Source organism: Paenibacillus sp. FSL K6-1217 (assembly GCF_045040735.1).
GTDB lineage: Bacteria > Bacillota > Bacilli > Paenibacillales > Paenibacillaceae > Paenibacillus_AQ.
The window spans coordinates 2611063-2624665 of the sequence record NZ_CP150271.1 but is presented as its reverse complement, the minus strand read 5'-3'; the positions used below and the strand labels follow the sequence as shown (position 1 = coordinate 2624665).

The window sequence follows — 13603 nt, the reverse complement described above, 5'->3', positions numbered from 1 at the left end:
AGGAAAGGAATTGCATATTCATGAACACGGGTGAGGGTTCGTCCTATAATCAATCGGTGACCTATTGGAAGCAATATCAGAAGTTTTTCCCGGATGACATGCAGATCAACGCAGATCATCTACCCGCAGAGGAATGGATGACCTGGAACAATGCGTATATTCATCTGGACCGTATGCCAGTTCTAGATGCACCCTTAAAAATTCTATTTATTCACGGTGCAGGCGGCAATGGAAGGTTGCTTGCTCCTTATGCGCGGATGCTGCAAACCTACGGTTACGAAGTAGTGTCACCGGATCTGCCGCCTTATGGTTTAAGCTACACTCATTCTGTGAACTCAGTGGACTATCAGCTCTGGATTGATATACTTGTTGAGTTGATCGATCAGGAGCTGAGCCGGGACGGCAAGCCTGTTATTTTGCTGGGCTCCAGTATTGGGGGTATGTTAGCTTATCATACCGCAGTACAAAGTAAACGGGTTAAAGGGTTGATAGCAACGACATTTGTGGATACGAGTGATCCGAAGGTTCGTGATCAGTTAGCTCCTAACAAACTCATTAGCCGGTTAGGCGGATGGTGTATGAATCAATTCCCTACCCTAACAGATACCATGCAGATCTCTGTGAATAAAGTATCCCGGATGAAATGGATCACGAACAACGCTGAGCTGACCAGACTCATTATGAATGATCCCCATGCGGCAGGGACAAGAATCCTTTTACGCTTGTTAAGAACCTTTCTAATATATGAAACCGGTCCTGAAACCTCAGCAGTTTGACTTGTGTCCGGTATTACTGGTTCATCCTCAATTAGACCCTATGACTCCTTACCGTTTCAGTAAACCGTTTTATGACCATCTTCCAAGCAGAAAAGAATCTGTGATTTTAGAGGGTGCAGGTCATTTTCCGATTGAACAGCAGGGGCTGGAGCAGATGATTGCTGCTGTACTTGCTTTTTTGAGAAGAGTAGAGGATGAACTTTAGACAGCAAGCAGGAACGACAGCTATAAGTACTATTCATTAAAAACCAGTCACCACGGCAGCTCCGTGCTGTGGCTGGTTTTTGTTCTGGGTTGATGCAATAGTAAAACTCCATACAAATGGACATAAACAACTTTGAAATAAACCTGTGTAAGCGCTTGTAGGTTTGTTAAAATATAAGAACTTGTATTATTGGAACTGGAGGTGAATCCAGGGTGTTGTCCACGCTTGTGAAACCCATTGTCAGGCTCAGTGTCAAGCAGCAGTTGATTCTGCTGTTCCTGATCATGATTACGCCTATTCTGATTCTGAACAGCTACGGCAACTACAAGGCGGAGGAGATTCTGAAGCACCATGTGACCAATGCCTATGTGGAGCTGAACAAGCAGAATTTCGCCATCATTAACAGAGACATCGAAACGGTGAACAAAATAACGACTACCGTCATCCAGAATCCGGTCCTGCAGCAGCTCAACATGAGCGGGAATGATACGGTGCTGGAGCGTGTGGAACGTTACGAGACCATCGAGAAGCTGCTCGGTAGCTATTCGCAGGGAGCGGAGCGGGGGGACGGCATTTACTACTCGCTGTACGTATATGATCCGGATAATTACTACTTTTTCGCTCCCAATTTTCCGCAGGTGAAGAAAGCGGGGGTTTATTTTTTCTCCAAGGAGGAACGGCCGTACTGGTTCGAGCAGGTGGTGCAGCAGAAAGGCCGCGGTACCCTGATGTTCACCGAGAAGCTGAGTCCGCAGGCCGAAGAGCTGAAGACGCTCACGTATGTCAGGGCGGTCAATAATATTTACCGGGGAGAAGGGACGCTCGGGGTGCTGGTGGTGACCAAGATGGAATCGAAGATCGGTGAATCGCTGAGGTCCATCTCACTGCCGGACGGGGAAATCTATCTGACGGATATGAGCAACCGTGTACTGGCCTCGACCACGAATTCAACCGGAGAGGTGATCGTTCTGCCGGACGGCTCGAAGGCGGGAGATCCGGAGGGAACCGAGGATATTATCACTGATGACTTCATCTATGTGGTGAACAACAATCATGCCTTTGAGCAAAAGCTGGTCTACAAGGTACCCGTCAAATCCCTGCTCCAGCAGCAGAGCGAAATGAAACGCGTCATTCAATACATAACGGTAGCTTACGCGCTGTTCGGGCTGATTATCATTACGTATTTCTGGCGTTCACTGATGACCCCTTTGCAGAAGCTGGCTTTTTTTGTGCGCAAGTATGAGCCGGGCAACCGTGTGCCCGAGACTCCCCGCAGAGGCAGCAATGATGAGGTCAGTGTGCTGATTACCGCCACGTATGATATGGCCCGCAGGCTCAACAGCCTGATTATGTATAAATACCAGATGGAGCTGAAGCAGAAGGAATCGCAGCTGCAGCTGCTCTATCAGCAGATCAACCCGCATCTGCTGTACAACACCCTGGAGAGTATTTATTGGAAAAGCTCGCTCGAAGGCAACGTGGAATCCGCGGAAATGATCAAGGAATTATCCAAGCTGATGAAGATCAGCTTAAGCCGGGGCCGGGAGCTGATCACGCTCGAGGAGGAGCTTGAACATGCCAGTGCCTACATCAAGCTCCAGCAGCACCGGCATGATTATGTGTTTACCATCATCTGGAATATCGCTCCCGAGACGACCAGGAATCTGATTCCCAAGATCACCCTCCAGCCCTTAATCGAGAATGCCATTATTCACGGGGTCAAAAATATGGGGGAGGACGGCGAAATCATCATTACCTCTGTAATGCAGCATGACAGGATTCGGATTACCATTGAGGATAACGGCTATAAGCAGGTTGATTATAAGGCTATCGCTCAGATCCTTAATGATGACAGTCCGAACCAGGTTAACGGCTACGGTATCCGCAATATTCATCAGCGTGTGCAGCTGCACTTCGGCGCGGATTACGGGATCAGCTACGGACCGCGGGAGCGCGGAGGCACGATCGTAAGTGTGATCCTTCCGAAGTCAGAGACTATAGAGTAGAGGAGAGACTACGGTGTTCAATATACTGGTTGTTGATGATGAACCGCTCATTTGCAAAGGACTGAGCAGCCTGCTGGCTGCTTCCGGACTGGATATTGACCATATCTATACGGCCGGCAGCGGGTATGAGGCACTGGATTGTATCCGTATGGAGGAGATCGATCTGCTTGTGACCGATATCCAGATGGGGGCTATGAGCGGGATCGAACTGATGCAGCACGCCAAAATGACCCGGCCCTGGATGCAGACGATCGTCATCTCTGCGCATGAGACCTTTCAGTATGCCCAGATGGCCGTCCGGCTGGGGGCGAGGGACTATCTGATCAAGCCGCTGAACAGTGAACAGTTCCTGGATTCGGTACGCAGTGTCGTCCTGAAGATGAATAGACCGTCGCCGGAGCTGGCCACTTATATGGATGGGAATGGAGACCGCTTCCGCCTGGAGGAGCCGCTTCCCGAGTACAGCGAGCTGCTGAACAGTCTGCTTACTGAGACTGCGGTGGTGCTGGGGGCAGAGGAGAAGCGGCGCAAGCTGGATGAGCTGAGGCTGCAGGGTCCGTTTTTTGCGGTAATCAAAATCAAGCTCCCCATGCCGCAAGACCGGCCTGAGCAGCGGTATACTATCCGTGATCATAGTCTGCTGCGTTACGCCGCCTTGAATATTGCCAAGGAACTGCTGGATCAGGAGTGGAATTCTACTGCCTTCTATTCGCCGGACCAGGAGATTACCGTGCTCATCCAGTGGGATGAGCAGAGCTACGAGGAGCCATCCACCGGTCAGCTGAGCCGGCTGGAGGTGCTGGGTCGCAGCCTCCATTATAATATTAACCGCTATTTGCAGCTCCGGGCTGTCATCGGCATCAGCCAGATTCTGAAGGGGCTGAGCTTCATGGATGTGCTGAACCGGCAAGCCTCGAAGGCCATCCTCTGGAACAACGAGCATGCCGATCATTATGTGTTCTATTATGGGGATTTCAACTGGAATAACTATGCTGCTGATCCGTCACCCGAGGAACTGCACAAGCATAGCAATCTGATCGTGCAGAAGGCGAAGGAATACATTGACGGGAATTACGCCCAGAAGGGTCTGACGATCCATGAAGTAGCGAAGAAGAATCATGTCAGCCCTAATTACCTGAGCTATTTGTTCAAGAAGAATACAGGCTATAACCTGTGGGAATATGTCATTAAGCTGCGGATGGAGGAGAGCCGGGAGATGATTCTGAACACCGATCTGCGGCGGTATGAGATTGCGGAGCGGGTTGGGTACGAGTCGCCGGAGCATTTTAGCAAAATTTTCAAAAAATACTTTGGGCTCAGCCCCAGCGAACTGAAGAAGTAAGAACGCTTACGATTGCCATAGATATAGACATGTTAAGTCTCTCCCTCATTTCCTACAATGAAGACAGGAGGCGCTTTCCCATAAAGTGCTGAAATACGACAGGAATGAGGGAGCCGGAATGAATCAGTCTGCTGCGCTACATGATCATCTTCCAACGGAGCTGGAGAGCAAGCCGTACAAGCAGAACCGCTGGAAAAAGAATTATTGGGGCGTGATGTTTCTTGTCCCCGCATTGATTATCTTCATTATGTTTATGTGGGTGCCTATCTTCAAAGGGTTCCTGTACAGCTTCTACACCGTTGATTTCGTCAAAGGCAATACCTTCGTCGGCCTGGACAATTACGCCAGGGCGCTTACCGACCCCGATGTGCTGATTGCCGTCCAAAACACCTTGTACTATATGCTGCTCTGCCTGGTGATCGGCTTCTGGGTTCCAATTGCCTTTGCCATTGCGATCTCCGAGCTGCGGAAATTCGGCGGATTCGTGCGCGTTGCTGCGTATTTGCCATATGTCATGCCTGCTGTAGTCCTATACGGGCTGTGGCGTTGGCTGTATGATCCCGTTGGACCGATCAATGCGGTAATCGGCAGCACCGGAGCGGAGCAGATCGCCTTCCTGACCGATACCCGGTGGTCGATGATCTCGCTGGTGTTCATGGAGACCTGGCAGCAGTTCGGCTCGGGGATGCTGATCTATCTTGCTGCGGTGCTCAGTATTCCCCGGGACTGGTATGAAGCCGCTGAGATTGACGGAGCCGGAGTCTGGGCTCGTATCCGCCACATCACCCTGCCCTCGCTGCGCAATCTGATCCTCCTGATGCTGATTCTTCAGGTGATTGCCACCTCTCAGGGCTACCAGTCACAGATGGCCTTGCTGGACGGGGGGCCGAACAATGCTACGCTGACGTATGCGCTGCTTATTGTGAAGTATGCTTTTACTAGACTGGATTATGGTACGGCGACTGCGCTGGGGATGCTGATGTTTGTTGTTCTGGGCGGTTTGGGCATTCTTCAGTTCAAGCTTAACAAGGAGGACAACTAGGATGAAGAGCGCAGACAGAGGTATTCTCTCAGAGCATGATCTTAAGAAAACCAACAACAGGGTGGTCTACGGAATTATGGTGCTGTTCATTGTCCTGATGATATTCAGCATGCTGTACCCCATCCTCATGACGATGTTCAACGGGCTGAAGTCGAATATCGAGGTCAATTCCTTTCCGCCGCATTTTTTTCCGCAGGAATGGCATTTCGGCAACCTGAAGGATGCGCTGGATTATATCGACCTGCCGATGTTTCTGCGGAACACCCTGTATATTTTTGCAGGGAATATGGTAGCTACACTGGTCGTGCTGGGTCTGGCTGCCTTCAGTATCTCACGGATGAATGTGCCTTACCGTAAGGCCTTCTATTTCTTCTTCCTGATGACACTGTTCATTCCGGCCACGAGCTATATGATTCCGAACTTTGTCAATCTGAAGGAGCTGGGCCTGCTCAATCAATATGCGGCCTTCTGGCTGCCGGCAGGTGCGAACACGTTCTTCTTCCTGCTGCTTAAGAATTTCTTCGACGGGATTCATCCCGAGATTCTGGAAGCCGCGCGGATGGACGGGGCCTCGGAGCCGAGAAGCTTCTTCATCATCGCGGTGCCGCTGTCGATTCCGATTTTTGCCACACTGGCGATCTTCATCTTCTCCACAGCCTGGAACGACTGGTTCTGGCCATCGCTGGTCATGCATAGTGAGGAGAAGTATACGCTCGCTACCGCCATCTATAAGTACGTTATCAATGTAAAAGCGCTGAACACGAACATCAAATTTGCAATTCTGTTCATTGTCTCTCTGCCGCCGATCCTGGTGTTCCTGGTCTTCCAGAAGTTCATTATGCGCGGAGTTTCATTGTCGGCGGTCAAAGGCTAGGCAGGAAGGATGAGGTCCGGCAGAGATCGTAAACCTGCACATGAAGGGAATATAAATACACCTCGTTTGTAAGCGGTCTCTCTTTTAAGATGAATTTGTAAGCTCATTATGATATGGAAAAGGGGAGTTACCATGCGTAAAGTTTCCAGCGTATTCGCCTGTCTCCTGGTCACGGGGACCTTGTTGTCCGCCTGCGGCGGCAATAATAACGGCAACAAGCCGGCGGCTGACGGGGGAGAAGCGACACCTGCACCAGCGGCTACCCAGGCGGCAGAAGAGTCGGCAACCCCGACACAGGCACCGGCAGATGACATCACCCAGAAAAAGGTAACGATCAAAATCCACTATCCTACGCCTGACCTGACCGAGGTGAGAGCGCAGGAGGATGACAAAATCAAGCGGTTCCAGGAAGTCTATCCGAATGTGGAGATCGTCAAGGATGACTGGCAGTATAATGTAAGCGAGATCGGGGTGAAGATGGCTGCGAACGAAGCGCCTACCTTCTTCAACACCTATGCCACCGAAGCCAAATTCCTGATCGAGAAGGGCTGGGTAGCCGACATTACCGATCTGTGGAACAACTATGAGTTCAAGGATCAGATCAATCCTGTGCTGCAGAACCAGTTCATCATTGACGGCAAGGTGTATGGGGTTACGCAGAAGGGTTACGTCACTACAACAATGATCAACAAGAAGATGCTCGATGACAAAAGTGTAGCTGTCCCTCCAATGGATTGGACCTGGGACGACATGCTGAGCACAGCCAAAGGAGTGGCCGACCCTAAGAAGGGGATCTCGGGAATTGCTCCAATGGGTAAGGGCAACGAAGCCGGCTGGAACTGGACCAACTTCCTGTTTGAAGCAGGCGGTGAAATCCAGAAGATTGAAGGCGGCAAGGTAGTGGCAACCTTCAATTCTGAGGCCGGTGTCAAAGCGCTGGATTTCTACAAGAAGCTGAGATGGGAAGCCAAAGCGGTTCCCCAGGATTGGGCGCTTGGCTGGGGTGATGCGGTAGGCGCTTTCCAGCAGGGCCGCACAGCGATGGTTATGGCCGGGTCTGACGGTGTCATTGAACAGGCGCTTAACCAGGGCGGGTTCAAGCCTGAGGATGTGTTGACCTATCCGATGCCGGCGGCTGAGAAGGGCGGCAAGCATACCGGCGTCCTCGGCGGCGATTATCTCGTCATTAACCCGAATGCTTCAAAGGATGAGCAGGAAATGGCCTTCCGTTATATCACCTTCGACTATTTCTCAGACAAAGGCCTGGAGGCGCTCGATGCCATTCTGCAGCAGCGTAAGGCGGACGGCAAATATTTCATCCCGCCGCTGCTCGATTACTATGCTGCGGATTCAGAGTTCGGCAAGAAGACCAAATCGGTATATGACAAGTACTCCGACATTGTCTATCAATATAATACCGACATTATGGCGCTGCTGGACGGCAAGCCTGAAGCCCAGTACAACACACAAGACTATTATGCAACGATGTCCAATGTGATCCAGGAGTTGTTCGCCAAGGAAGGTACAGACTCCAAGGTACAGCTTGATGCAGCGGCCGCAACGGTCCAGCAGAAATTCTTCGATACGATTAAGGTGGAGTAGCTTGGGATGTCTCTTCCTAGACTTGGGGGAAGAGATGAATAAGGGGGACAGCAGAGATGCTGTCTCCTTTTTTTGAAATATAAGAATGTATAGGTTTCACGCTACACATTATCCTTCTATTTCTCGCCGAAACGGTACCGTCCTTTAAAAGGACTCCAAAGCCGTTTCCACTAGAAAGCTGGGATTTATATTTATATTCACCGTCAGAGTGAGGCTAAAGAAGAGCAATGAATGAACCGAAGTGACGCCTTGGCATTCATGAGCTGAATTCCCTGAGGGCAACGCAGGCAATGCAAGTTAAAGGGGGCCATCAACAATGTAGCTTCCGTATTGCGTTCGCAGAATAGACAAATATCAATTAAATATTACATATAATATGGAAAATGTACCGGTATATGATCGAATGAAAGCGCTTTGAAAACAACTCAAAAAAAACTTTAAACTTTGTGAAAGATTTCACTATACAAGGTGAAAAGGATGTGCTAAGATAAATGTATAGAAAGAAACAACCTAAAAATTGACAGGAGGACGAGGGAGATGGCAGTTAAAAACGAAGTCGCCGCCCAAGTGAAACAAACCACCGCTGAAGAGTATATTCAGGTTTTGGTGGATAAAGCAAAGAAAGCCCACGAAGCGTTCATGGGCCTGGATCAAGAGCAGACAGACACAATCGTTCATGCAATGGCGCTGGCCGGACTCGACAAGCATATGTACCTGGCAAAACTAGCTGTTGAAGAAACAGGACGCGGAGTATACGAAGACAAAATCACGAAGAACATCTTCTCCACTGAATATATATGGCACGGAATTAAGTACGACAAGACTGTAGGCGTTATTGAGGATAACGCTTATGACAGCTTCCAGAAGATCGCCGAACCTGTCGGAATCATTATGGGTATCACACCGGTAACCAATCCAACATCCACCACGATGTTCAAGGCTTTGATTTCCGCTAAGACACGTAACCCTATTATATTCGGTTTCCACCCTTCAGCGCAAGAGTGCAGCGCGGCAGCAGCCAAAATTCTGCATGATGCGGGCGTAGCAGCCGGCGCACCTGAGAACTTCATCCAATGGATTGAGCTTCCTACGATGGACAAAACAAACGCGCTGATGAACAATCCGGACGTTGCACTGATTCTGGCAACCGGCGGATCGGCAATGGTCAAAGCAGCTTACAGCTGCGGTAAACCGGCACTCGGCGTAGGTCCTGGTAACGTGCCTGCCTTCATTGAAAAGAGTGCTGACATTGATCAGGCTGTAACTGACCTGATTCTGTCGAAGACATTCGATAACGGTATGATCTGTGCTTCCGAACAGGCAGTCATCATTGAAGAAGCCATCTTCGACCAAGTGAAGAAGAAAATGATTGCGAACGGCTGTTACTTTGTAAACAAAGAAGAAGCTGCCAAGCTGACAAGCGGCGCGATGAACGTAGAGAAATGTGCGGTTAACCCGGCTATCGTTGGCCAATCCGCTGTGAAGATCGCTGAAATGTGCGGCATTCAGGTTCCTGCCGGAACGAAGATCCTGGTTGCTGAGCTTGAAGGTGTAGGTACTAAATATCCATTGTCCGCTGAGAAGCTGAGCCCGGTTCTGGCTTGCTACAAAGTGAAGAATGCTGATCAGGGTATCGAACGCGCAGCTCAAATCGTTGAGTTTGGCGGCATGGGCCACAGCTCGGCTATCCATTCGAACAACGAAGAAGTAATCATGAAGTTCTCCAACCGTCTGCAGACTGGACGTATTCTCGTCAACTCGCCATCCACACACGGCGCAATCGGCGATATTTACAACACCAATATCCCTTCATTGACACTGGGCTGCGGATCTTACGGACGCAACTCGGTATCGCAGAACGTGACTGCAATCAATCTGATCAACGTGAAAAGGGTGAACCGTCGTACCGTGAATATGCAATGGTTTAAAGTACCTGACAAGATTTACTTCGAAAAGGGAGCCACTCAGTATCTGGCCAAAATGCCTGACATCACACGCGTAGCAATCATTACTGACCCTATGATGGTGAAGCTGGGTTATGTTGAAAGAGTGGAGCACTACCTGCGCCAACGCCAGACGCCTGTAGCCATCGAAGTGTTCTCGGAAGTTGAACCAGACCCATCGACCACTACTGTAGAAAAAGGCGCGGCTATGATGAACAGATTCCAGCCGGACTGCATCATTGCACTCGGCGGCGGTTCCCCAATGGATGCTGCCAAGGGAATGTGGCTGTTCTACGAACATCCGGATGCAGACTTCAACGGTCTGAAGCAGAAGTTCATGGATATCCGCAAACGGGTATACAAATTCCCTAAGCTCGGCAACAAAGCAAAATTCGTTGCGATTCCAACCACTTCGGGTACCGGTTCTGAAGTTACATCGTTCGCAGTTATCACAGACAAGACCACAGGTAATAATACGAAGTATCCTCTGGCTGATTATGAGCTGACTCCAGATGTAGCCATTATCGATCCTGAGTTTGTATACAGCTTGCCAAAAACTGCAGTTGCCGATACAGGTATGGATGTATTGACCCATGCTATCGAAGCTTATGTATCTGTAATGGCCAGTGACTATACCGATGGTCTGGCAATCAAAGCGATTCAGCTGGTATTCCAGTGGCTGGAGAAATCCGCACTGCAAGGCGATAAGCTGGCCCGTGAGAAAATGCACAACGCTTCTACACTTGCCGGTATGGCATTTGCCAATGCATTCCTGGGTATCAACCACAGCTTGGCGCACAAATGGGGCGGACAGTATCACACCGCACACGGCCGCACCAATGCGATCCTGATGCCGCATGTTATCCGTTACAATGCCAAGAAACCTACGAAGTTCGCTTCGTTCCCTAAATATTCGCACTTTGTAGCTGACGAACGGTATGCTGAAATCGCCCGTATTCTGGGATTGCCGGCACGTACTACCGAAGAAGGCGTAACCAGCCTGATCAATGCCATCCGCGATATGAACAAAAAACTCGGTATCGAAGAATCCTTCTCGGCTCTTGGTTTCGATCCTAAGGACTTTGAATCCCGTGTAGACTATCTGGCTGACCGTGCATTTGAAGATCAATGTACAACTGCCAACCCTAAAATGCCGCTGGTATCTGAGCTTGCTGATGTATACCGTAACGCATTCTACGGCAAATTCGATAACTAATTAACGGTTGTCTGGCAAAGAATAAGGTTAAAGATTAATATAGGACTGGATGAAAGTGACAAATATCACCGAAAGAGTGATATTTGTCACAGTCCTTTTTCAGAAAATAAACTAAAATGTTTATATAAACAAAGATCCCGGTTATACAGTCACGATTGTGAATTTTATAACAACCAGTAGCTAAGGGATCACGAGACACGGGATTAACCTTCAAGCCCGCGATCTCTACAAATATACTAAATATAAATGGAGGGATTTAGCATGTCGGTGATTGAAAAAGAAGTACAAGAGGTTAAGTCGGGCTGGAGAAGTTTCACAAAAGGTACATGGGCTAAGAAAGTTGACGTTAACAACTTTATCGCCAAGAACATCAAGCCTTACGAAGGAAGCGAAGAATTCCTTGTAGGTCCTACCAGCAATACTACTGAATTGTGGAAGATTATCTCCCAACTGAGCAAGGAAGAAAGAGAAAGAGGCGGCGTATGGGATGTTTCCCTCGATACTGTCTCCACCATTACTTCCCATAACCCTGGTTACATTGACAAGGACAAGGAACAGATTGTAGGCGTTCAGACTGATGCGCCATTCAGACGTTCCATTCAACCGTTCGGCGGTATCAAGATGATGATCGATGCTACCAAGGCTTACGGCTTCGAGCTTCCGCAGAATATCGTTGACATGTTCACGAACATCCGCAAAACGCATAACCAAGGCGTATTTGATGCATATACACCAGACATGAGAGCTGTGCGTAAATCCGGTGTAATCACAGGGCTTCCTGATGCTTACGGCCGCGGACGCATCATCGGCGACTATCGCCGTATTGCTCTGTATGGTATTGATTTCCTGATCAAAGACAAGAAGCAGCAACAGACTGAGCTTGAGGTAGACTCCATGACTGAAGATGTAATCCGTCTGCGTGAAGAACTGTCCGAGCAGATCCGCGCTCTGGGCGAACTGAAGCAAATGGCAGCAGCTCACGGTATGGATATTTCCAAACCGGCTATGAACTTCAAAGAAGCTACACAATGGGTATACTTCGGTTATCTGGCAGCAGTGAAAGAGCAGAATGGTGCGGCAATGTCCCTTGGACGCGTATCCTCCTTCCTCGACATCTATGTACAACGTGACTTTGAAGAAGGCACTCTTACTGAAGAACAAGCTCAAGAAATCGTTGACCATTTCGTAATGAAGCTGCGTATCGTGAAGTTCCTGCGTACGCCTGACTATAACGATCTGTTCTCCGGCGACCCAACTTGGGTTACAGAATCCATCGGTGGTATGGCTGAAGACGGTACAACCCGCGTAACCAAGAACAGCTTCCGCTTCCTGCATACCCTGTACAATCTGGGACCGGCTCCAGAACCGAACCTGACGGTACTGTGGTCCGAGAAGCTGCCTGAAGGCTTCAAGAAATATTGTGCTAAGGTTTCCATTGAGACCAGCGCTATCCAATATGAGAACGATGATGTTATGCGTCCATACTGGGGTGAAGATTATGCGATTGCCTGCTGCGTATCCCCAATGCGTATCGGTAAGCAAATGCAGTTCTTCGGTGCCCGTGCCAACCTGGCTAAGGCTCTGCTGTATGCAATCAATGGCGGTAAAGATGAGAAATCCGGCGCTCAGGTTGGTCCTGAATATCCGGCGATCACTTCTGAATACCTGGATTACAATGAAGTAATGAAACGGTTCAAACCAATGATGGAATGGCTGGCTAAGACTTATGTCAATACGCTGAACATCATTCACTATATGCACGACAAATATTCCTACGAACGTATCGAAATGGCGCTGCATGACCGCGACATTCTGCGTACGATGGCTTGCGGTATCGCCGGATTGTCCGTTGCTGCTGACTCCCTGAGCGCAATCAAATACGCGAAGGTTAAGCCAATCCGTAACGAAGAAGGCATCGCAATCGACTTTGAAACTGAGGGCGAATTCCCTTGCTACGGTAACAACGACGACGCTGTTGACAGCATCGCAGTTGAACTGGTTGAAACCTTCATGTCGATGATCCGCAAAAACAAAACTTACCGTGATGCTGTACCGACTCAATCGGTATTGACCATCACTTCAAATGTTGTATACGGCAAGAAGACGGGTACTACTCCTGACGGACGTAAAAAAGGCGAACCATTCGCTCCTGGTGCTAACCCAATGCACGGACGTGACAAGAAGGGTGCCTTGGCTTCCCTGAACTCTGTTGCCAAACTGCCGTACTCCGATGCACAGGACGGTATCTCCAATACCTTCTCCATCGTTCCTAAGGCACTGGGTAAAGACGAAGATTCCCGTAAGTCCAACCTGGTCTTCATGATGGACGGATATTTCCACAATAACGCTCAGCACTTGAACGTTAACGTATTTAACCGTGAACAGCTGCTTGACGCTATGGATCACCCAGAGAACTATCCGCAATTGACTATCCGCGTATCCGGCTATGCTGTTAACTTTATCAAGCTGACCCGTGAACAACAGATGGATGTTATCAACCGTACATTCCACGATTCCATGTAAGAAGGGTTCTTGCTCTATAAGAACTGAAGATAAACTACAGAGCTGCCGCCCTTGAAAGAGGGCGGTACACTCTT

At 49.2% G+C, this 13603-nt stretch carries 9 protein-coding genes; all 9 read left to right on the top strand.

Annotation, left to right across the window (positions count from 1 at the left end; all coding sequences use genetic code 11):
• The first annotated feature begins 20 nt into the window (after positions 1-20).
• Entirely contained in the window at positions 21-776 is a 756-nt protein-coding gene (locus MHH28_RS11875; RefSeq protein WP_405115090.1) for an alpha/beta hydrolase, read from the top strand.
• A gap of 40 nt (positions 777-816) precedes the next feature.
• Positions 817-981 (top strand): hypothetical protein, encoded by a 165-nt coding sequence (locus MHH28_RS11870; RefSeq protein ID WP_405115088.1) that lies wholly within the window; start codon positions 817-819, stop codon positions 979-981.
• 212 nt (positions 982-1193) lie between these two features.
• On the top strand, positions 1194-2987 hold the full coding sequence (locus tag MHH28_RS11865) for a sensor histidine kinase (RefSeq protein ID WP_405115086.1): 1794 nt from the start codon (positions 1194-1196) through the stop codon (positions 2985-2987).
• Positions 2988-3000: 13 nt separating this feature from the next.
• Entirely contained in the window at positions 3001-4329 is a 1329-nt protein-coding gene (locus tag MHH28_RS11860; protein ID WP_405115084.1) for a response regulator, read from the top strand.
• A gap of 118 nt (positions 4330-4447) precedes the next feature.
• Complete coding sequence (locus MHH28_RS11855; RefSeq protein WP_405115082.1) at positions 4448-5371, top strand: carbohydrate ABC transporter permease; 924 nt, start codon at positions 4448-4450, stop codon at positions 5369-5371.
• Position 5372: 1 nt separating this feature from the next.
• Entirely contained in the window at positions 5373-6245 is an 873-nt protein-coding gene (locus tag MHH28_RS11850; RefSeq protein ID WP_405115080.1) for a carbohydrate ABC transporter permease, read from the top strand.
• A 132-nt stretch (positions 6246-6377) separates the two neighbouring features.
• The gene (locus MHH28_RS11845) at positions 6378-7847 is read left to right on the top strand and encodes an ABC transporter substrate-binding protein (protein WP_405115078.1); all 1470 of its coding nucleotides are present in this window, start codon (positions 6378-6380) and stop codon (positions 7845-7847) included.
• A gap of 537 nt (positions 7848-8384) precedes the next feature.
• Positions 8385-11006, top strand: a complete 2622-nt coding sequence (gene adhE, locus MHH28_RS11840; RefSeq protein WP_405115076.1) for a bifunctional acetaldehyde-CoA/alcohol dehydrogenase — start codon at positions 8385-8387, stop codon at positions 11004-11006.
• A gap of 261 nt (positions 11007-11267) precedes the next feature.
• A complete protein-coding gene (gene pflB, locus MHH28_RS11835; RefSeq protein WP_405115074.1) occupies positions 11268-13529 on the top strand; it encodes a formate C-acetyltransferase in 2262 nt (753 codons plus the stop codon).
• Positions 13530-13603 lie beyond the last annotated feature (74 nt).

Excerpts from the sequence above, each read along its gene's own strand:
- MHH28_RS11875 (WP_405115090.1), top strand. The coding sequence starts at position 21 with ATGAACACGGGTGAGGGTTCGTCCTATAATCAATCGGTGACCTATTGG.
- MHH28_RS11870 (WP_405115088.1), top strand. The coding sequence starts at position 817 with ATGACTCCTTACCGTTTCAGTAAACCGTTTTATGACCATCTTCCAAGC.
- MHH28_RS11855 (WP_405115082.1), top strand. The coding sequence starts at position 4,448 with ATGAATCAGTCTGCTGCGCTACATGATCATCTTCCAACGGAGCTGGAG.
- MHH28_RS11850 (WP_405115080.1), top strand. The coding sequence starts at position 5,373 with ATGAAGAGCGCAGACAGAGGTATTCTCTCAGAGCATGATCTTAAGAAA.
- MHH28_RS11845 (WP_405115078.1), top strand. The coding sequence starts at position 6,378 with ATGCGTAAAGTTTCCAGCGTATTCGCCTGTCTCCTGGTCACGGGGACC.
- adhE (WP_405115076.1), top strand. The coding sequence starts at position 8,385 with ATGGCAGTTAAAAACGAAGTCGCCGCCCAAGTGAAACAAACCACCGCT.
- pflB (WP_405115074.1), top strand. The coding sequence starts at position 11,268 with ATGTCGGTGATTGAAAAAGAAGTACAAGAGGTTAAGTCGGGCTGGAGA.